The 21535-nt window shown below is 37.8% G+C and carries 23 protein-coding genes and 1 riboswitch; of the genes, 10 read left to right on the top strand and 13 right to left on the bottom strand.

Annotation, left to right across the window (positions count from 1 at the left end):
• Nucleotides 1-137: 137 nt before the first annotated feature.
• The 3 genes from DS885_RS10610 to DS885_RS10600 all read left to right on the top strand — a co-directional run bounded on the left by DS885_RS10610 (nt 138) and on the right by DS885_RS10600 (nt 2728).
• Nucleotides 138-1244: a class II histone deacetylase gene (locus tag DS885_RS10610; protein ID WP_220149686.1), complete on the top strand. Its 1107-nt coding sequence runs from the start codon at nt 138-140 to the stop codon at nt 1242-1244.
• 723 nt (nt 1245-1967) lie between these two features.
• Nucleotides 1968-2309 (top strand): DUF3316 domain-containing protein, encoded by a 342-nt coding sequence (locus DS885_RS10605; RefSeq protein WP_113819407.1) that lies wholly within the window; start codon nt 1968-1970, stop codon nt 2307-2309.
• 74 nt (nt 2310-2383) lie between these two features.
• Nucleotides 2384-2728, top strand: a complete 345-nt coding sequence (locus DS885_RS10600) for a DUF3316 domain-containing protein (protein WP_113819406.1) — start codon at nt 2384-2386, stop codon at nt 2726-2728.
• Nucleotides 2729-2789: 61 nt separating this feature from the next.
• Here DS885_RS10600 and DS885_RS10595 read toward each other — a convergent pair whose 3' ends face one another.
• Nucleotides 2790-3737, bottom strand: a complete 948-nt coding sequence (locus DS885_RS10595) for a LysR family transcriptional regulator (RefSeq protein WP_113819405.1) — start codon at nt 3735-3737, stop codon at nt 2790-2792.
• Nucleotides 3738-4030: 293 nt separating this feature from the next.
• On the opposite strand from DS885_RS10595, the gene DS885_RS10590 reads away from it, so the two are divergent.
• Nucleotides 4031-5899, top strand: a complete 1869-nt coding sequence (locus DS885_RS10590; RefSeq protein WP_113819404.1) for a DUF294 nucleotidyltransferase-like domain-containing protein — start codon at nt 4031-4033, stop codon at nt 5897-5899.
• Between the two features lie 8 nt (nt 5900-5907).
• Nucleotides 5908-6624: a 3'-5' exonuclease gene (locus DS885_RS10585; protein WP_113819403.1), complete on the top strand. Its 717-nt coding sequence runs from the start codon at nt 5908-5910 to the stop codon at nt 6622-6624.
• A gap of 109 nt (nt 6625-6733) precedes the next feature.
• Here DS885_RS10585 and DS885_RS10580 read toward each other — a convergent pair whose 3' ends face one another.
• Entirely contained in the window at nt 6734-8314 is a 1581-nt protein-coding gene (locus DS885_RS10580; protein ID WP_113819402.1) for a BCCT family transporter, read from the bottom strand.
• 373 nt (nt 8315-8687) lie between these two features.
• On the opposite strand from DS885_RS10580, the gene epd reads away from it, so the two are divergent.
• A complete protein-coding gene (gene epd, locus DS885_RS10575; protein WP_113819401.1) occupies nt 8688-9707 on the top strand; it encodes an erythrose-4-phosphate dehydrogenase in 1020 nt (339 codons plus the stop codon).
• A 66-nt stretch (nt 9708-9773) separates the two neighbouring features.
• Here epd and DS885_RS10570 read toward each other — a convergent pair whose 3' ends face one another.
• Together DS885_RS10570 and ubiT are read right to left on the bottom strand one after the other, a co-directional pair.
• Nucleotides 9774-10094 (bottom strand): YkgJ family cysteine cluster protein, encoded by a 321-nt coding sequence (locus DS885_RS10570; RefSeq protein WP_113819400.1) that lies wholly within the window; start codon nt 10092-10094, stop codon nt 9774-9776.
• 75 nt (nt 10095-10169) lie between these two features.
• Nucleotides 10170-10694 carry a ubiquinone anaerobic biosynthesis accessory factor UbiT gene (ubiT, locus tag DS885_RS10565; protein WP_309472389.1) on the bottom strand — a complete coding sequence of 175 codons (525 nt, stop codon included), beginning with the start codon at nt 10692-10694 and terminating at the stop codon, nt 10170-10172.
• 204 nt (nt 10695-10898) lie between these two features.
• Between ubiT and ubiU the strand changes: the two genes are divergently transcribed.
• Both ubiU and DS885_RS10555 read left to right on the top strand, forming a co-directional pair.
• Nucleotides 10899-11894: a ubiquinone anaerobic biosynthesis protein UbiU gene (gene ubiU / locus DS885_RS10560; RefSeq protein WP_113819398.1), complete on the top strand. Its 996-nt coding sequence runs from the start codon at nt 10899-10901 to the stop codon at nt 11892-11894.
• A 15-nt stretch (nt 11895-11909) separates the two neighbouring features.
• Nucleotides 11910-12794: a U32 family peptidase gene (locus DS885_RS10555; protein ID WP_113819397.1), complete on the top strand. Its 885-nt coding sequence runs from the start codon at nt 11910-11912 to the stop codon at nt 12792-12794.
• Between the two features lie 6 nt (nt 12795-12800).
• Here the strand turns inward: DS885_RS10555 and modC are convergent, their stop codons facing one another.
• From modC to moaA, 9 genes are all read right to left on the bottom strand, one after another.
• Nucleotides 12801-13874, bottom strand: coding sequence for a molybdenum ABC transporter ATP-binding protein (gene modC, locus DS885_RS10550; RefSeq protein ID WP_113819396.1), 1074 nt, complete (start codon nt 13872-13874; stop codon nt 12801-12803).
• Nucleotides 13867-14553 (bottom strand): molybdate ABC transporter permease subunit, encoded by a 687-nt coding sequence (modB, locus tag DS885_RS10545; protein ID WP_113819395.1) that lies wholly within the window; start codon nt 14551-14553, stop codon nt 13867-13869. The genes modC and modB overlap by 8 nt, the downstream gene beginning before the upstream one ends.
• Nucleotides 14553-15275, bottom strand: coding sequence for a molybdate ABC transporter substrate-binding protein (gene modA / locus DS885_RS10540; RefSeq protein WP_113819394.1), 723 nt, complete (start codon nt 15273-15275; stop codon nt 14553-14555). The genes modB and modA overlap by 1 nt, the downstream gene beginning before the upstream one ends.
• An 83-nt stretch (nt 15276-15358) precedes the next feature.
• Entirely contained in the window at nt 15359-15808 is a 450-nt protein-coding gene (gene moaE / locus DS885_RS10535; RefSeq protein WP_113819393.1) for a molybdopterin synthase catalytic subunit MoaE, read from the bottom strand.
• Nucleotides 15809-16057, bottom strand: coding sequence for a MoaD/ThiS family protein (locus tag DS885_RS10530; protein WP_113819392.1), 249 nt, complete (start codon nt 16055-16057; stop codon nt 15809-15811).
• 11 nt (nt 16058-16068) lie between these two features.
• Nucleotides 16069-16560, bottom strand: coding sequence for a cyclic pyranopterin monophosphate synthase MoaC (moaC, locus tag DS885_RS10525; RefSeq protein ID WP_113819391.1), 492 nt, complete (start codon nt 16558-16560; stop codon nt 16069-16071).
• Nucleotides 16560-17078: a molybdenum cofactor biosynthesis protein B gene (moaB, locus tag DS885_RS10520; protein WP_113819390.1), complete on the bottom strand. Its 519-nt coding sequence runs from the start codon at nt 17076-17078 to the stop codon at nt 16560-16562. The genes moaC and moaB overlap by 1 nt, the downstream gene beginning before the upstream one ends.
• Nucleotides 17079-17157: 79 nt before the next feature.
• A complete protein-coding gene (mobA, locus tag DS885_RS10515) occupies nt 17158-17781 on the bottom strand; it encodes a molybdenum cofactor guanylyltransferase (RefSeq protein WP_113819389.1) in 624 nt (207 codons plus the stop codon).
• 100 nt (nt 17782-17881) lie between these two features.
• A complete protein-coding gene (moaA, locus tag DS885_RS10510) occupies nt 17882-18859 on the bottom strand; it encodes a GTP 3',8-cyclase MoaA (RefSeq protein ID WP_113819388.1) in 978 nt (325 codons plus the stop codon).
• Nucleotides 18850-19003, bottom strand: a riboswitch (molybdenum cofactor riboswitch). It overlaps the preceding gene by 10 nt.
• Nucleotides 19004-19170: 167 nt before the next feature.
• On the opposite strand from moaA, the gene DS885_RS10505 reads away from it, so the two are divergent.
• Nucleotides 19171-20757, top strand: a complete 1587-nt coding sequence (locus DS885_RS10505; RefSeq protein WP_181817758.1) for a histidine kinase — start codon at nt 19171-19173, stop codon at nt 20755-20757.
• 105 nt (nt 20758-20862) lie between these two features.
• A complete protein-coding gene (gene narL, locus DS885_RS10500; protein WP_113819386.1) occupies nt 20863-21498 on the top strand; it encodes a two-component system response regulator NarL in 636 nt (211 codons plus the stop codon).
• Nucleotides 21499-21535 lie beyond the last annotated feature (37 nt).

Raw genomic sequence — 21535 nt, 5'->3', positions numbered from 1 at the left:
TAAAAATAGTTAAGTAAAATGACCAAAAAATTAACGGATAATCGCATCATAATGCTTAAACAGCACTTCACAAACATCTAAGCAATTCAGCTTAGATGTCTTTTATATTTTTGAAAAAAACTAAATAAAGGTTTTCTATGATAGATAAAACAGGCTTTTTATACCATGAAATTTGTATGTGGCACGATACAGGTAACCGCTCTATTTATGATGACAGTGGCATTTATTTCCAACCAACAACTTCCTATGAGAATCCGGAAACTAAACGTCGATTAAAAAATTTATTAGAAGTTAGTGGTGCTATGAAGCAACTAAAGTCTATTGATTCAAAGGTGGCGTCGATAGAAGCATTACAACGATTTCATACTGAACGCTACATAGCATCTATTTCGGAAAAAAGTGCAAAGGGAGCTGGTGATGCAGGCGAAGGTAGTCCTTTTGCTCAAAATGGCTTCACAATCGCTCGTCAATCAAGCGGTATGGCCATTCAAGCAATGGAATCGGTTTTAAAGGGTGACGTTAAGAACGCTTACTGTTTAAGTCGTCCACCAGGGCACCATGCTAAACGTGATACTGGTAGCGGCTTCTGCTTGTTAGGGAATATTCCAATAGCTATTATGGCAGCTCAAGCGAAAAAGTTAGTTAAACGCGTTGCAGTGATCGACTGGGATGTCCATCATGGAAATGGGACGGAAGAAGCATTCTATGACAGTGCCGATGTACTGACGATTTCTATTCATCATGATAATAACTTCCCTGCAAATTCAGGTGGTATTTCTGACAGAGGAACGGGCGAAGGTCATGGTTATAACTTTAATATCCCTTTACCTGCAGGGAGTGGTATTGACGCATACCTGACTACATTAAATGAATTAGTGGTTCCTGCCTTACAACGTTTTAAACCAGAGATCATCGTTGTTGCTTGTGGCTTTGATGCAGCTGCGGTTGATCCATTGGGTCCTATGATCCTTAATAGTGAAACTTATAGAAAAATGACGAATATCCTGATGAAAGAAGCTAACAAACTCTGTAACGATAGATTAGTTATGATTCATGAAGGTGGATATTCACCAAGTTATGTGCCTTTTTGTGGGCTTGCCGTAATAGAAGAAATGAGTGGGCAACGTACAAAGGTTGTCGATACTCTAAGCGATGAAATTGCAGTATGGGGGCAACAAGAAATACAACCACATCAACAGGATTTGATTGATAATTTAAAAAGCTACCTTAAAGATATTTGTTAATTAACCAATACGACTACGATTTCACCCCACAAAAAGAACACATCAGTCCATTATTTATAACAGATAATAGACTGATGGTTTAACGTCTTTATTTTAAGTTGTGCTTGCAGATATAAGTGTTGTGACTATCTGCTCTAACTATATAGCGTCAATGCTAGTTAATGAAAGTGGAATTATATTTAAAATTATAATATTTTTCAGATTATACAATGACGTCAGTGTTACGCAGTACGAGGTAATTTATTGAAACTATAACTGAGATCATTTAGCCGCTTATTACCCAGCCGAACAGATGTCTACTTAACCTCAAACTAAGCTTTTTCCTACGTAAATTTAGCTCTCTTAATGAATATATTTGGCATTATTCAAAAAAAGCATAAGAAATACCCTAAATAGTAATTTTACTAACATATTAGCAATGCCAGCTTAAGGACAAAAAGAATAACCAAGAATTAATATATATCTACAACAAAGATATAAACGTATAAATTCAACAGCTTAAAGACAATTAAATAGTAAAATATAGTTTATCGACTTGCTCAGACAACCTGAATCAAAAATGATTGATGCCAAAAAGTCCATAATGAATGGAATTATAATGTGATGACCGTCACATAAATTAAGTGCATAATGTTTCCATCGAGTGAGAGAAAAGCCTATAGGGATATGCTACTCACTCTATAAATAACAGTAATAAACTTAACTTTTATAGAGGCAACAATCATGAAAAAATTAGCTACATTAGCAGCAACTTTACTTATCAGCACAAGCGTATTTGCAAGTACACAAGTTGTTCACTCAGACAAACATTTTAACACTGATTCTTTCGCTAACAAAGCACAAGCTTATGAAGCAGGTTTTGATTACTTAGATAACTTAAAAGACTTATCTGATGCAGAATTACGTCAAAAACTTTTAATTATCTCTCAGACACCAGCAACCGATATTGAAATCAACAACTCTAAAGTATTTGTTGAAGAATTCTCTCAAGCTCGTGGCGAAGTCGCTTACCGTGCCGTTATAGATGTAGATTACAACTTTACTACACTTCAAAACGACAACTAATTATATGAAGTAGCTCTCCGAGGGGAGCCTTTTAATCACCATACTTGGTATAGAACAGAATTAAGGTATATAAAATGAAAAAATTAACTACATTAGCAGCCGCTTTATTAATCAGCACTGGCGCCCTAGCAAGCACACAAGTTGTTCACTCAGAGAAAAACTTCAACACTGATGCATTTACTGATAAAGCACAAGCGTATGAAGCAGGTTTTGCTTATGTTGACAACCTAGAAAATTTATCTGACGCTCAATTACGTCAGAAATTATTAATTATCACTCAATCACCAGCAAATAACATTGAAATTGATAACTCTAAAGTATCAGTTCAAGAGTTTGCTCAACAACGTGGTGAAATCGTTTACCGTGCTGTAGTTGATGTTGATTACCACTTCTCTACGATTAAGTCTGATAATCATTAATCTGATTTGTTAAACTTAATTGCATCAATGCCAGCTTTTATGCTGGCTTTTTTATGTCTTCCTATTTATACATCTCTTTATAATTATCAATGTACGATTCCCAAATAGGTGGAGTGCCTATCATCTTTTGCACTGTATCGATAAATAACTTTACTAATGGTGTTTGATTACGATGTGGGTACACTGCATACAATCCCCAGTTTGTTTCAGGCAATTTATAATCAGTTAAGAGCGGCACCAACCCTTTTTCTTTAATATTTTTGTCTAATGCAAATAGGCTGCGTTGTGAAAAACCTAACCCTGCTTCCACTGCATCTAATAACACACTGAGTTCATTTACCTCGAGTCTGCCCGATAAAACATGGGTCTCCATCTGGTCACTATTGGGTTTATCTGAAATGATTAACTTATTCGCAGTTATTTCACCATTTGAATAAATAATAGCGGGTAATTTAACCAGCTCTTCAGGTGTTTTTGGCTCTCCATAGGTATCGATAAAACGTTGAGAAGCTAAAATAGCAGTATCGTTATTTGCTAGTTTACGCGCAATAAGGCTGGAATCTCGGGGTGGTCCTATTCGAAAAGCGATATCAAATCGTTCACCAATAATATCAGCACGCCTATCTTCTAAAACAAGTTTAATATGGGTATCTGGGTACTCAGCCATAAACTGGGTTACCGCATCTTGAATATACATTTTACCAAATAGAGAGGGACTAGTTATTCTTAGCAACCCTTTTGGTGCTGAATGATAAGACTCTGCTAAACGTTGTGTATTAGCCAGTAATTCGCGAACCGATTCTGCCTGCTTTAAAATCTCTTTACCGGCATCGGTTAAAGATAATGCGCGTGTTGAGCGGTTTAGTAATCGCACACCTAAATCATTTTCTAATATTTTTATCTGCTTGGATAACGCAGAACGGTCAATATTTCTTATCCCTGCCGCTTTTGCAAACGAACCATGCTGTACTACATCTAAAAAGAGATCCAATCTCGTTGACATACCCATTACAATTAATCCTTTAATAAATCATCAGCGTAAACTACTCAGGCAACGCATTAGTCTGAAACAGACGGCATTAATTCTCTGTTGAAAACATTTATTTTTATCATAAATATAACATTCTCAACACTGCTTTCTTCATTGCACATTTATAAATGGTCACAAACTAATATAATTATCTACTTTTAACTATTTACCGCAATTATTGATCATATTATTTTCTCCCTTCACTACTAACATACTCAAATAAACTTGTGTAATATCGGCATTAATCTATTCCCTACAATATCGAGTGCACCATGGAAGTTGAGTTATTAGAAATTCAAGACTTTATTAGCCAATACCCCCCTTTTGATGAGCTTCCTGAAGATGCACTGATAGAGGTTGTTAAAAGCATAGAAATATCTTACCAACGAGCGAATACCAATATCGTTGAGTTTAAAGATGAAATCAATGAATTATATATGCTACGCAGTGGTGTTGTTGAATTATATCGACGAAACGGCAACCTATATAATCGATTAGACCAAGGTGGTTTATTTGGTCAAATGGGATTATTAACCAATAACAAAGTACGCTTCCCTGCAAAAGCAACTAAAGACACTCTACTCTATTGTATTCCAGGTCATATTTTTTATGATCTCTGTGAGCGTTTTGAATACTTTGCAGATTATGTTGAATCAGAAGATAGCGCACGCTTAAAACAAGCTGTGACCAATAAAAGTGAAGGATCTGATTTAACCACTTCTAAAGTAACCACGCTGCTAACTCGTGAACCATTAATCTTAGCAAGTGATACAAGTATTCAACGTGTTGCTCAAATTATGGCTGAAGAAGGTCAATCCGCAGCGTTAATTAATGACCTTAAAAATGAGCAAGAAAAACATTTCGTGGGATTAATTACCGAACACGATCTTTGTGCAAAAGTTGTCGCTTCAGGTTTAAGCGTCGACAACCCTGTTTCAGATGTGATGTCTACGGATCTTATCTCTTTAGATCATAACGCTTATATTTCTGAAGCTATGTTGCTGATGCTACGAAATAATGTCCACCATTTACCTATTTTGAAGAAAGAGCGTCCAATTGGTCTAATCGAAGTATCTGATATCGTTAGGTATGAATCGCAAAACAGTCTGTTATTTGTAAGCAGTATTTTCCAGCAACAAAGCCCCGAAGATTTAGCGCAATTATCTAATCAATTAAAAGATTGTTTCATTCGCATGGTTAATGAAGATGCTAACTCGCACATGGTTGGCAGAGCGATGTCTGAAATTGGGCGTAGTTTTAAACAGCGTTTATTAGAATTAGCTGAAGAAAAGTTCGGCCCACCACCTATTCCCTACTGTTTTTTAGCTTTAGGTTCGATGGCCCGAGACGAGCAACTATTGGTTACAGACCAAGATAACGGACTCATATTAGATAACAACTATGATCCTGAAATTCATGGTAAATATTTTGAAGAACTGTCGCACTTTGTGTGTGATGGTTTAGATGCGTGTGGTTACACTTATTGTACTGGCGATATTATGGCTACTAATCCAGAATATCGTAAAACCCAAATGCAATGGGAGGCTTGCTTTGGTGAGTGGATAGACGATCCAAACCCAAAAGCCTTATTAAACTGTAATATCTTCTTTGATTTAAATGGCGTGTATGGCCGTACAAAGTGGGCAGAACAACTGAACCGCTTTATCCTTAGCCGCACTAAAAACAATAAGCGCTTCTTAGCTTGTTTGGCTCGCAATGCATTAAACCGTAAACCACCATTAGGGTTCTTTAAAGATTTTGTAATGGAAAATGATGGTCGTCATAACAACTCTATCAACCTTAAACGTCGTGGTACTGCACCATTGGCTGATTTAATACGAGTTCATGCTTTGGCTATTGGTTCACAATCTCAAAACTCATTCCAACGTTTAGATGACATTATTGAAGCGGGTATTTTACCAAAATCTAAAGGCGCTGATTTACATCATGCCATGGAGTTAATATCCATCGTACGGTTACGCCACCAAGCATTAGATGTGGAATCAGACATTGAGCCCGATAATAATATTGAGCCAGAAAATATGTCTGACCTTGAACGACGCTATTTGAAAGATGCTTTCTTAGTCTTAAGTAATGCACAAAACTTTTTAAAGTTCCGTTATACGGCTAATACTTTTTAGGGCTATATATGCATAATTTTATAAATAAAGAGATTTTAAATTGGAATGCGTATTTACAATTGCAGGCTCGACATTGCAAAGATAAGCGTTTAGCTGAATTCTATCAGGTCGGTACTTATAACGATGATACACCACTAAAAGATATAGAGTTTGTAGCTTTAGATTTTGAAACGACAGGTTTAGATCCAAAGCAAAATAGTATTATCAGCATTGGTTTAGTACCCTTCAATTTAAACCGAGTGTTATGTAGTAAAGCTAAAAAATGGTATATCACTCCACAAGATAAGTTAGAAGAAGAGTCGATTATTATTCATGGTATCACTCACTCAGATTTAAAGGGAGCGCCAGACTTGCTGCGAGTATTAGGTCCTTTTCTCGAGCAAATAGCAGGGAAAGTGGTTGTGGTTCATTATCGTAATATTGAACGAGCTTTTTTAGATTTAAACTTAAGAGCATTAATCGATGAAGGGGTAATTTTCCCCGTTATAGATACCATGCAAATCGAAGCCGCTATACAAAGTAAACAATGTGAAGGTTTTTTAAACTGGTTAAAGCGCAAAAAACCTGGTTCTATTCGCTTAGGAAACAGCCGTTTACGTTATAACTTACCCAGTTACCAACCCCATGATGCGTTAACCGATGCCATCGCCACTGCAGAATTACTGCAAGCTCAAGTCTTGTATCATTACGATCCTGAAACACCCATCAAAGATTTGTGGTTATAGATTCATAGCACTGATTTCCTATTTGCATATTTAATAGATATAAAAAAACCGATTAATCATAGATTAATCGGTTTTTAAATCACTTTAATATAGTTTAATTAACGCATTACTACTTGCTTAATTTAGGCTCTGTTCTCATTCCCATAATCAAGCTTACACACATGATTAATAGAATAATTGTAAACGGTAATGCTGTTGATATTGCACCCGCTTGTAGCGCTTGAATCGATGACGTTCCACCAACCCATAACAGTGCAATTGCAATCGCGCCTTCTACTGAAGCCCAGAAGATACGTTGTGGCACAGGTGCATCGACTTTACCGCCCGCTGTAATACTATCAATAACTAATGAACCTGAATCAGAAGAGGTAATAAAGAATACCAATACTAATACAACAGCAATTAACGATAAAATATTACCCAATGGTAATTGGTCAAACATTTGGAACATCGCAAGCGATACATCCGTTAACCCATTAGTACCTAACTCACCTACATTATTGATAATTTGATCGATGGCAACACCACCAAATACAGACATCCACAGGATAGTTACTAATGTTGGAATGATTAATACTGCTGTTAAAAATTCACGAACAGTACGGCCACGTGAAACACGTGCAATGAACATACCTACGAATGGTGACCATGAAATCCACCAAGCCCAGTAGAACACTGTCCAGCCATGCATCCAAGCTTCATCTTCACGACCGTGAGGATTACTTAATGGAATAATATTTTCAACGTAACCCATTACAGTTGTTGGGATAGTACCCATTGAAACAGCCATAGTTACTAATGCAACAAACACCACTAATACAATGGCTAATAGCATGTTAACGTTACTAATTAACTTAACACCACCGTCAATACCACGAACTACAGATATAATGGCTAAAATAGTCACACCAACAATGATCGATATTTGTGTCGTTAACCCATCATCAATACCAAACACGTGATGGAAACCACTCGCTGCTTGTTGTGCGCCTAACCCTAAGGATGTTGCTAAACCAAATAGTGTTGCAATTACCGCTAGAATATCAACAATGTGTCCTGGTAAACCCCAAGTGCGATCGCCTAATATAGGGTAAAAAATAGAACGCATTGAAAGCGGTAAGCCTTTATTGTAAGCAAAGAAAGCTAATGATAGTGCAACAACACCATAAATTGCCCAAGGGTGAAGACCCCAATGGAACATAGTCGCACCTAGTGCTAATTTCGCAGCTTCCGGCGTATTAGGATCAACATTCAACGGCGTTTCATACCAACCAGTGAAGTAAGCCACTGGTTCAGCAACACCCCAGAACATTAAACCAATACCCATACCTGCAGCAAATAGCATTGATAACCATGATAGTGTCGAATAATCACTTTTTGCGCCAGCACCACCTAAACGGATTTTACCAAAGGGTGAAACGATTAGTACCAAGCAAAAAATAACAAACAAATTGGCAGACCACATAAATAGCCCATCAAATGCACCGATGATTTGCCATTTCAAGCCATCTAATGTTGCTTTAGAGACTTCTGGATCCACCAGCATAATTGTCACTAAAAACAGCGCAATAAAACCTGCACTAAATCCAAAAACAGGATTATGAACATCAAATCCCCACTTTTGTACGTTATCTTGACCTACTGTATAGTCTGTATTATCTATACTGTACTTATCCTTATTTAAACTCATTTTTCCTCATTTAGAGCATTTCACTCTGTTTGTTTACCTTTAAAACCGTGACCATATTAACAAAACCAAGATGACATTTCAGTGATTTAAATAAATTTAACCTTTAAACACTGGCTATAAGCTTAAAAAGCTAACAATCTGTCGAATTATCAACCCAAAAAGCACTGAACCTTCAAACTGGCTTTCTTATACTCACTACTTAAAAATCAACAATATCGATCAATTTTTTCTTTGTTTTGCCTGCTTTTGTTTTACAATATCCTTTTTTAGCACTTCTCTTCATCAAGCTCGCGTTTTCCTTATTAGTTAATCGCCACATAATACTTAACTTGCTCATGAAGAAGTACTATTCACTTTCAACCTGGAATCTTACATGTCTCTTCGAATTGCAATTAATGGTTATGGTCGCATTGGCCGCAGTGTGGTACGTGCTTTATTTGAAGGCGGCCATCAATCTCAAATAGAGATTGTCGCTATTAATGAACTCGCCGCTGCCGAAGCTATCTGCCATTTAACACAATATGATTCAACGCATGGGCGTTTTCCTTTTACTGTGACACAAATAGAGCAACAATTAACAATTGCTGATCACCCAATTAAATTACTCGCTTTCGAAAACATCAGTGACCTACCATGGCAAGCATTAGATATTGATATGGTTATTGACTGTACAGGTATTTATGGATCGAAAGCCGATGCACAAGCACACTTAAATGCAGGTGCGAAGAAGGTGATCTTCTCACACCCTGCTGACCACGATGTAGATGCGACTGTGGTATATGGGGTTAACCATCAATCATTAACTGGGCAAGAAACTTACATTTCAGGAGCATCTTGTACTACTAACTGTATCGTCCCTGTGATTGCCAGTTTAGATGCTGCTTTTGATATTAAGTGTGGCACAATCACAACGATTCACTCTGCCATGAATGACCAACCTGTGATTGATTCTTATCATCACGACCTGCGCAGAACACGTGCAGCCAGTCAATCAATCATTCCTGTTGATACTAAATTAGCGGCGGGAATAGAAAGAATTTTACCTAAGTTTGCCGATAAATTTGAAGCGATTGCGGTACGGGTACCAACTATTAATGTGACTGCCATGGATTTAAGTATTACCGTAGATATAAAAGTATCCATTGATGATATCAACCAATGTTTAAAGAAGATCTCAACCACATCATTATCGGGTATTCTAGGTTACACAGAAGCGCCTTTAGTCTCGGTAGACTTTAACCATGACCCACGCTCTTGCATTATTGATGGAACACAAACACGTGTTAGTGATGGCCACTTAGTCAAATTGCTAGTGTGGTGTGATAATGAATGGGGTTTTGCAAATCGTTTAATTGATACTTGTTTGTACTTTAAACAACTAGCGGCTCAATAATAAAAAAGCAGGCAGGTTGATTAACCTGCCTCCTTCCCATTGTCCTAACTGACTAGCAAAATGATCTTAGTTTGCTGGAATAAACTCATCACTGCACTCGTAAGATCCCATTTCAAAAATTCTACACACCCAAGGTCTGTTTTCATAAATGGTACATAACTTGGTTTCACGATCGACACAAATACACCAACCATCATCTAATTTTTTCATTGTTTCACCACCCCATTGATCACGATCGATATATTGCTCAGGTACACCTGTCTCGGTAATCAACATCACCTCTAACTGACAGCAAGCAGCATTACATTTAGCACAAGTTAATTCACTTTTATCTATATTGGTCACTGATATCGATTCAGTAGTTGGGATTGAGTTATCGTTTGGCATCTGTCCACTAGGATTGAATATAAAATGTTAAGCCTATAGACCTTAGCGTGTAAAAGATACCCATAATATAATTGTTTATTCTACCGCTGGTATAAAACGATTAGGTGACTTAACTCCCTGTTGCACAAACTCAGAAAATTGTGCAATTAATCTTTGCATAAAAGGTGATAAATTATCAAAATCAATATTGTCTAACAGGTTTTTAACTTCTAATCCCAGTTCAGTGTCTCCCTCAATGTTTAAACGACGTTGAAAAAACAGAGTATCAGGATCTTCTTTGCGCCCTGCAATTAGGATCAGGTCATTAACATTAGCAGTAAAACTTACATCTGATATCCCATCATCTGGTTTTATAATTAGTTGGTCAGTAAAACTGACTTGCCAACGTACCGATAAATCATCGATGCTAATGGTTAGCCACTTACCCTTTAAAAAAGCGAGTTCCCCTTCTTTAATTTCTTCAGAAAATAACTGATTTAATATTAAACTTAGCCCTTTTTGTTGCACATAAAAAGGTATCAAGCGAGAAGGAAACGATAACGCTCTGGGTGCATTTATAACAAGTTGATGGTGTATCTCTTTTTTAAATAAGGCCAACATGATCATTACTCTTAGTCAGTGAGAAGGAGAATGATTACTTTAATCTGTTCCGCTAAAAACAACTTGCTGTACATCAATTAATCATGGTTTATCTGATGACTTTATTATATAGATTATCACTATTAACCCACTAATATATGCCCTACATCAATAAAAACATTCACTTACTGGCTACAATAAGCCATTTAAAAATGGGAGTAAGCGATGGAATTATTATGCCCCGCAGGCAGTTTACCTGCGCTAAAGACAGCTATCGACTGCGGTGCCGATGCAGTTTATATCGGCTTAAAAGATCAAACTAATGCCCGTCATTTTGCAGGCCTTAATTTTAACGCCTCTAAGCTCAGCAAAGGCGCACAGTACGTCGCTGATCACAATAAACACTTACATGTTGCTATCAATACTTTCGCTCACCCTGGCCAAGAGAAACGTTGGTTTAATGCCGTTGACCAATGTGTTGACTTAGGCGCCAATGCAGCGATTATTGCAGATATCTCGACCTTAGATTATGCCACGCAAAAGTACCCAGATTTAGCGCTGCATTTATCAGTGCAAGCATCCGCGACCAATACGGCTGCCATCGATTTTTATCAGCGTAACTTTAATATTAAACGCGTGGTATTGCCGCGTGTTTTATCACTACATCAAGTGAAACAACTAACGCGTAACAGTGATATGTCACTGGAAGTATTTGCCTTTGGTAGTTTATGTATTATGGCTGAAGGCCGATGTTATTTATCCTCTTATTTCACTGGCGAATCACCGAATACCGTTGGTGCTTGTTCACCCGCTAAGTTTGTTCGCTGGCAAGAAACAGCGCAAGGTTTGACCTCTCGTTTAAATAATATCTTAATCGACCGATACCAAGACGATGAAAAAGCCGGTTACCCTACTTTATGTAAAGGCAGATTTAGTGTTGATAACCATCTTTACCATGCCTTAGAAGAGCCAACCAGTTTAAATACCCTGTCGCTTTTACCGGATTTAATTGAGATGGGTATTAGCTCAGTAAAAATTGAAGGACGACAACGAAGCCCCGCTTACGTAGAGCAAATCACCAGCGTCTGGCGAGCAGCTATTGATTGTTACACTCAACACCCTGCTCACTATCAAGTTAAAGCACAATGGAATCAACAATTAGCTAACCTCTCCGAAGGCAATCAAACCACGCTAGGTGCCTATCACCGAAACTGGCAATAAGTGTTAAGGACATATATGAAATTATCATTAGGCCCCATCTTATATTATTGGCCAAAACAGCAAACGATAGATTTTTACCAACAAGCTATAAATAGTGACGCTGATATCATTTACTTGGGTGAAACCGTCTGCAGTAAGCGACGAGAATTAAAAACCAGAGACTGGATTGAATTAGCTAAATCACTGAATAAGCATAATAAAGAGATCGTGTTATCAACCATGGCTTTATTAGAAGCCCCTTCTGAACTCAGTGTGATCAGAAAATTATGTGAAAATGGCGAAGTCAGTATCGAAGCTAACGATTTTGGTGCAATCCAACTATTAACAGAGAAAAAGTTGCCCTTTGTATGCGGCCCCGCTATCAACTGCTATAACGCAAATACGTTAAAGATATTAGTTAATCAAGGCATGCAACGCTGGGTGATGCCCGTTGAGTTATCGAGGGATTGGTTATCTAACATTGTTGAAGATACCCATAAAATGCAGTTTCGAGATCAATTTGAGGTGGAGCTATTTGCTCATGGCCACTTACCCTTAGCTTATTCAGCACGTTGTTTTACCGCTCGCTCTGAAAATAAAGCCAAGGATGATTGTGGTTTAACCTGCATCAATTACCCTCAAGGTCGCATCGCTAGCACTCAAGAAGATCAACAGGTTTTTATACTGAATGGTATCCAAACCCTTTCTGGTTACTGTTACAACTTAATTAATGAGCTGCATAGTATGCAAGGGTTAGTCGATATTATAAGGATCAGCCCCGACTCAACGAGTAGTTTAGCGACAGTCTCAGCGTTCAAAAAACAGATAAATCAATTACCAAACCAACAACAATACTGGCGGCTGGACAGCCTACAATGTAACGGTTATTGGCATAATATTGCCGGCCTAGCGCAGAGCTGATGGATATTAATTAACAATGCTCATGGTTTTAACATGAGCATACACGTGACTGCCTACCGCTAACTGTAATTTGTTAAAAGAGCGTAACGTGATGTATGCATACATATATTGCTCACCTAGCTGTAACGTCAAAATCACCGCTTTTTGCGCATCCATGTGTACCTCTTCCACCGTTACCGATAAACAGTTAAGTAAGGAGCTCCCGACAATAGGTTGTAATGCAACAATCACATCTCGACTGTTTATTTTGACTTGGATCTGCTCGCTATCGGGTTGTGATTCTGCGGAAACATAAAGCGTTTGTAGCTCTAAACACCCCTTGATTAATCCTTCACTCTGATCATAACCTTTTACTGACACATTCAAAATCAAGCCTTGATGTGCAAATTTAATCAATGATAAATCACTGTTTAAAAACAGTTGTTGTGGTTCGCCACTGGCTTCTATTTTGCCATCGTTAACCAACAACATATGACGACTTAAATAAAACAGCTCTTGTTCAGAATGGGTAATATACAAAATAGGGATCTGTTGGCTGATCGCTTTAATAAAGGGTAATAACAACTGCTTACTACCTTGATCTAATGATGAAAGCGGCTCATCCATGACTAATAACTGAGGATCCGTTAATAAAGCACGGGCAATGGCCACTCGCTGTTTTTGTCCACCCGATAATTGTGTTGTTTGATGCGAGAGTAATTCACTAAAACCTAATTTATCAGCTAATTGCTCAATGGAAAAACCAGTATGACCCGCTTTATTCACCGCCAACTGAAGGTTTTGTTGCACATTTAGATGCGGAAATAATCTTGGTTCTTGAAATACCACACCAATACGGCGTTTTTCCGTTGGCAATAACTGTTTTGAGTCAGTAGATAGCCAAGTTTTGTTAGAAAATTGAATGGCACCAGTACAAGGCTCTAAGCCAACTAAACAACGTAATAAGGTAGTTTTTCCTGCCCCCGAATCACCGAAGATAGCGCAAACACCAGACAAGTTAACCTGAGCCTTAAAATGCAGCTCGCTGGTTTGCCCTGTTTGCTTGTGGGTAAATGACTTTTGAATATCAAACTTAAGCATTTAATATCCTCTGTTGACGTTTTTGTAAAAAGCCATAGATCAACACCAACCATGAAACAGAAAAGGCTAGCAACATAAAAGATAATTGATGTGCTTCACTGTACTGTAGGGACTCAACATGGTCGAACAATTGAATTGATAACACCTGTGTTTCGCCTGGAATATTCCCACCAATCATGAGGACCACACCAAATTCACCAATGGTATGTGCAAAGCCTAATGCTCCAGCAATAATAAAACTGGGTAATAGCATGGGAAAGATTATTTTGTATAACCGTTCATACTTTCCATAACCTAAAGTGGCACTTACCTCTAAATAACGTTTATCTAAATGTACAAAGGCACTCTGCAAAGGTTGCACCACAAAAGGCAAAGAGTAAACGACAGAGGCAATCACTAGCCCGGAAAATGAGAAAGCTAATGAGTGCTCATTGAAGCTTAACCACCAACGCCCTAAAAAATGATTGGGAGAAAAGGCTATTAATAGATAAAAACCTAATACAGTTGGCGGTAAAATTAAAGGCAATGCGACTAAGGATTCGACTAAAGGACGGATCTTAGCTTGGCTTCTTGCTAACCACCAGGCTAGCGGTGGTGCAAACAACATTAACAATATAGTTGTAACACTCGCTAGTTTTAAGGTTAGCCAAATAGCTTGTAGATCACCCTCACTGAACACTAGTTATAACCCTGTGAATGAATTAACTGTTGAATCGGCTTCGACTGTAAATAGTCACGAAACAAGTTTGCTTGCTCTGCTTGTGCAGTGCCTAATACCACACCTGCCTGAATAATTGGTTGATGCCATTTAGTAGGGATCAAAAGATAATGTTGTTGTTTTTTTTGCACTAACGCTGCATAAGCCACCAAGCCTGCTTTGACATTATTAGACTCAACAAACTGGTAAGTTTGGCTAATATTACTGCCTTGAATGTATTGTAGATCTTCCCATTTACCTACGGAAGTTAACGCTTGCTGCGCAGCCACTCCGTAAGGTGCAAATTTAGGGTTAGCAATCGCTAAACGACCTGTATAAGCTATAAAATCTTCGATACTCGGATTTGTCTCAGCGGAAGGCATCCAAAAACCTAATCGCCCTTGTGCATAAACAAAAGGTTGATTGTCACCGACTTTGTTAGCCTGTAGCAAAAGATCAACATGCTTTTGATCCGCAGATAAAAACAGATCAAAGGGTGCACCATGTAATATTTGTTGGTACAAGGTTCCTGTTGATGCACTAGATATATTGACGTCAATGTTGTATTCATGACTAAACTGATCAGCGATATCCTGTGCTGATACTTTGAAGTTACTGGCAACAGCAACATTGATCGTCGCTTGACTAGCAACACTAAAACAACTTAAACCAACAAAAATAACAGAAACTAACAACCTAAGCATAATGGAAAAACCTTAATTTATACCCAATCTCTAGGACGAGTATGAATAGAAAAAAACAAAAATTAATTACAAACAAAGCCCAATTATTCAGCCCATTTAGACAATGTTTTTTGATCGCTTTCCCTAGCATCAACCCATTTTGTCTGACCGTTTTCCATGGTCTCTTTTTTCCAAAATGGTGCTTCCGTTTTTAAATAATCCATAATAAATTCACAGGCAGCAAAGGCATCGCCACGATGTTGGCTGGCTATCCCAACAAATACAATTTGGTCTGTAACGCTTAACTGTCCGACACGATGGATCACTGTGCTAGCAATAATATGCCAACGTGCTTTCGCTTTTTCTACAATGTCGACTAAGCACTTCTCAGTCATGCCAGGATAGTGCTCAAGAGATAAATCACTCACTGCTTGGCCATCGTTAATGTCTCTCACTAAACCAGTAAACGTAACGATCGCACCAATTGAAGACTGACAACGTAAACGTTCATGTTCAACCTGTTGATTGAAATCTTGCTGTTGTACACTAATCATTTAACCACCCGTTACCGGTGGAAAGTACGCCACTTCATCACCCGATTTTAAAGTGACATTAGTGTTAACCATGGCTTGATTAACCGCTTTTAAACAAGGTTGTGAGTTTAAAATCGAAGACCATTCTGCTTTGTATTGCGTCAAGTATTGAAAAAGTTGGTCGGTATCTGCAGCTTGTGATGCTTCAACCTGTAAGCTTCTTTCACCTAATTGCTCACTGAGTTTGGCAAAGAATAAAACCGTAATCATTTTACCTCCCCCTATTGACCATGTTGTTGTGAAGAGAAATGCCCGGATTTACCACCGGTTTTTTCAAGTAACTTCACCGCAGAGATAACCATATCTTTTTGAATGGCTTTACACATGTCGTAAATAGTTAAGGCTGCAACCGATGCCGCGGTTAACGCTTCCATCTCAACACCCGTTTTACCTGATAGTTTACATAAGCTTTCAATTCTCACTCGATTTGATTCTGGCTCAGCGGTAATATTTACTTCTACTTTAGTTAAGGCTAACGGGTGACATAACGGGATCAAATCTGACGTTTTTTTCGCCGCCATAATGCCCGCAATACGGGCAGTAGCGAATACGTCACCTTTATGGTGTTGGCCATTAATAATCAAGGATAGCGTTTCTTCTGACATCTCGATATAAGCTTCAGCAATGGCTTGACGGACTGTACCTTCTTTATCTGTCACATCCACCATATTTGCTTTACCGTCTTGGTTAATATGGGTAAAACCGCTAGACATTATTTCGCTCCTACATGTGGCATAAAGTTACAAGGTTTATGCTGAGAATTGATCTGTTCTGCAATAATATTTGTCCAAGCTGTTTTACAAGCCCCCGTTGAACCAGGCATACAGAAAATGACCGTATTATTAGCAAAACCAGCCAGAGCACGACTTTGAATCGTTGATGATCCAATCTCTTGATAAGAAACAGCACGGAATACTTCACCGAAACCTTCAACCTGTTTGTCGAATAACACCGACACTGCTTCTGGCGTAGTATCACGGGCAGTAAAGCCAGTTCCACCTGTCGTTAAAATAACTTCTATTGTTGGGTCTGCAATCCATTGAGAAACCACAGCACGAATTTTATAAGGGTCATCAATGACGATTTTTTTATCGGCCAGTTGGTGCCCGGCTGCTTGTAATGATTCCACTAAATATCCACCTGAAGTATCTGTCGATTCGTCACGTGTATCTGATACGGTTAAAACAGCAATATTAGCGGCAGTAAATGCGTTAGTTGATAGATGGCTCATGATGTTCCTTGTCGTCTACTTAATAGTCTATGTAATGTTCTACTTAATGGTCTACGTAATTAAAATAATATCTATTGTTCTATTTTGTTGGCTTAGCCTGGCTTAATCTTGAATAAGTGGTTAAACAATCTTGCCATTGTTCTGGTGTATTGGTGTTTTCAAAGCGCACTTTATCAGTCTCATTTGCAGATACCCCTTCAATACCAAGGGTTTCAAACAAGCGATATAAAGAACGGTATTTTTTATGTGGAGTTTGCATTATGTTGGTCAAATAGGTTTTTAGCGCCCTATTTAAGGTCAAAATAAGCGGAAAAATAGCCTCTTTATAATATAGACCAGCAGCTTGGGGTTGATGAGATAACCTGTCCAAGTAACGATCAATTAGCTCAGTACAATCCTGCTCCGCTAGCAGTGGCATATCTACGGGAATAATAAACAAGGCATCATAATCAGCCGATAATTGCTCCACACAAGCAGCGATACCTGCCAATGGCCCTAACCCTGCATATTGATCTACAATACAGGGGAAATTAGGGTAATCGCCGCTCACAAAACATTGTTCTATTCCAGCCTGTTTTAATAGCGTAAAGGCATGTACCAAGAGTGTATGTTGATCAAGAGAAAGCATCGCTTTATCCTGTCCCATCCTTGATGACTCACCACCGGCTAATACAATACCAGCTATTTTTAACTTCTCGCTCATGACTTTCTCAATATCCGCGACTACTCACCATCAGTGAATAGCAACCAACTAGCCCAAGGAAAAGTGTGACGTTTTCTTTGGACTGCAAACATACAGCTATTTAACCGCCAATAGAGGCTAAATGAGGTGTCCCACCGGTTAACCCTAAATCCAGAAAATGTGAAGATTTTTTCTCTTTTAAAGCGGCTAAGATGGTGCTTTTAAGTTCTGCTTTATCTTTACTATCTTGTAATAGGTGTCTTAAATCAACACCTTCTTCACCAAATAGACAAAGATGTAAACGTCCCACCGCAGAAACACGTAGACGATTACAATTATCACAGAAATCTTTACTGTAGGGCATAATTAACCCTATCTCACCTGTATAATCAGGGTGAGAAAACACTTCAGCTGGGCCATCATTAATCACACGGGGTTTCTGTTGCCATTGCTGCGCTAATAAGGTTTGTTTAATGGTCTCACCAGACAGGTGATAACGATTAAAAAAATCATTATTATCATCGGTTTGCATTAACTCAATAAAACGCAGTTGTATTGGTTGGGTTTTGATCCAATTAAGGAAGGTATTAAGGTCATTATCATTCAAGCCTTTCATCAACACACTATTGACTTTGACTTGATCAAATCCGGCGTTTACGCACGCGTCGACCCCTTCCATCACTTTATGGAAGATATTCTTACCGGTAATAATATTGAAGGTATTGGCATCTAAGCTATCAACACTGACATTAATGGCACTTAATCCAGCTTGATACCAATCCACGGCATGTTTACTCAGATTAAAACCATTAGTGGTTGTCACCACTTTTTTAATACCAGGTGTCTCGGCGATTTGCTCAATAATACCAGAGAAATCTCTGCGCAAGCTCGGCTCACCGCCTGTGATCCTTACTTTACTGGTACCTAATTCTGCAAAAGCATTGATTAGGTTTTGTATTTCACTTTGTGATAAAAATTGTTTTTGATGGGTCCGTTGGTAACCATCGGGTAAACAATAATTACATTTGAAGTTACACTCATCGGTGATCGATAGACGCAAGTATTCAAACTTTCGATAATATTTATCGACTAATTGCATGGTCAGTTCCTTTCCAAACACGGGAGGCAAACCCATTTCTAAGTTTACCCTTCTTAACCAAACACTTAGTTAAGCGGCTAGTATCACATATTTCACAAAAAACATGTTAAACTTAGTGATAAAAGCTCGGAGCTAAATTATATATAAATGACATCCATTCCCTACTCGGGTCTTTCAATCAACTGGTAACCTTTTATTCTTAACTATCTATGAAGATTAATCTACTATTACACTCACTTTCTATAACAAAAGTGATTTCGACAATCGCTTTACTGATTTTAATACTATCAGGTACACACGTTTTCATTTTTATGACAACGACGCAAAGCCAAAGTAGTAATCATGATGCTATCAAAAGTTTAACAGCACTTCGACATGAAGCTGATAGTTTTATTAATCCCAATCAACTTGATCGACAACAGATTCAACTTACCGCTACCGAATATTCTCCATTAGTGGCTAATCAACTATTACAAAATAAATTTTTTGATGTTAATCAGATACATGAGGCGAATATAGAATTAAGGTTTGAGTTAATAGCGATTCAACAACAACTCGATCAATTATCCGACCAAGCACTAACCTTAAAACTCAAGCAACTGGTCAGCAGTATTGAATATACCATTAACCAATATCGCACATTAATTGATAAAGAGTCTTCAGTTATCTTTGTTTCACAGATTATAATGTTTACCTTTGTTGCACTGAGTGCTCTATTTCTGCTGTTTTACTGCCGACACTGTATTGTTAGACCACTTAATAGGCTCGAAGAAAACGTTTACTCTATCTCTAATCACCACTTTAATGTGGATTTTATTGAGAGTAATAACGAAGTTGGTTTTTTATCAACAGGTTTAAAAAGCATGTCAGAAGAGTTGGAATCATTAATTACTGCCATGCAAAAGAAAGTATTCGATAAAAAAACCGAATTAGAAACAGCCAATGAAAGTATCCAATTCTTATTTACGATTTCACAAACCCTAAGTACAGTGAAGTTAACTCACCCGATCATTATCGAAGCCTTAAATGCCCTCGCGACACAAACTAATTTAAGTAAGTTATGTTTAGAGTTGGTTAATGGCGTGGAAATAGACAGTGATTATGGCTGTGCGACAAGAGATAGTAGAAGTAATAAACGTATCCCGATCATGATTAACGGGGAACCTTTTGGATATTTAAATTATATTCAAGCCACACCTATGTCTGAGAACACTTCTATCATAGTGAGCTTTAGCAGCTTGCTCGCACGTGCTTTATATCAAGAAGAGTACAGCTTACAAGAGCAGAAATTATTGCTAATGGACGAGCGTGGTGTGATTGCTCGTGAATTACATGACTCTATTGCACAAGCATTATCATTCTTGAAAATTCAATGTGCCGTGTTAAATAGACAAATTGATGCTGATAGTGAAAAAAATGACGTTAAAGAATCTGTCAGTAATATTAAAGAAGCGGTCGGTGATGCCTATGTGCAACTGCGCTCACTGCTCTCAACCTTTCGGTTAAACATCAGTGAATCGGACTTTAAAGAAGCAGTATTAGTGATGATTTCGCAACTACAGAAACAAACCACGGCTAAAATTCAATTAGGTGACTTTGAATCAAACTTTCAAACTCATGCAAATCAGCATATACATCTATTGCAAATTATTCGTGAAGCTATGGTTAATGCAATGAAACATGCAAACTGTAGCAATATTATTGTAAACTGTGTCATTATAGATCAAAAAGTTATCATAAGTATTATCGATGATGGCATTGGCATTAAAGAAAAGCCTGGCAAAGATAATCACTACGGCATTGAAATTATGAATCAGCGTGCAGCTGAGCTAAATGCTAAGCTTGAGATTAAAAATTTACCGCTAGGCACTGAAATTAAACTCATATTTGAAATCTAATTTTCACAAAAATCACTTATATTTCATTTTTTTAACTATTTTTAATTTACATTATATTGTTTTCGATTATTGTATTTTAACTATGACTCGATAAAGGAATCGCAAATGAACAATGTATCTACCGTTATTGTTGTTGATGACCACCCGCTAATGCGTAAAGGCGTTACACAACTACTCAGTATTGACCCCAATTTTGTGGTAATAGATGAAGCAACCAACGGCATTGAAGCTGTGAGCATGGTTAAAAAGCAACACCCAGATATGGTACTGCTAGATTTAAACATGAAAGCCGTGTCTGGCTTAGAAACTCTAAAAGCACTTCGCAATGACGGCATTAGCAGCAAAATCGTTATTTTAACGGTATCCGATGCTAAACAGGATGTTATTTCATTAATTAACCAAGGTGCAGATGGTTATCTTTTAAAAGATACTGACCCAGAGATTTTATTAGAAAATTTACACCGTATCCAACAGGGTAAATTAGTAGTAAGCGAAGAGTTAACGGAATACTTAGATTGCTTAGACCAAGAAAATAACATCAGAGAGAAGATCTCGACATTAACGCGTCGTGAAAATCAAATTATGGGTGAAATTTCAAAAGGCTTAAGTAATAAAGAGATTTCAGATAACCTTAATATCTCTGAAGGTACTGTAAAAGTGCACGTTAAAAGCTTGTTGAAAAAGCTTGAAATTAAATCCCGTGTTGAAGCAGCGGTATTGTTTTTAGAACAGCCTAAATAGCTGGCTTTTAAGTTGTTTTAAGTAACTAATTAACCGT

This window comes from Psychromonas sp. B3M02 (genome assembly GCF_003318165.1).
In the GTDB taxonomy this organism is placed as follows: Bacteria; Pseudomonadota; Gammaproteobacteria; order Enterobacterales; family Psychromonadaceae; genus Psychromonas.
This window is presented reverse-complemented; position numbering and strand designations above follow the sequence as displayed.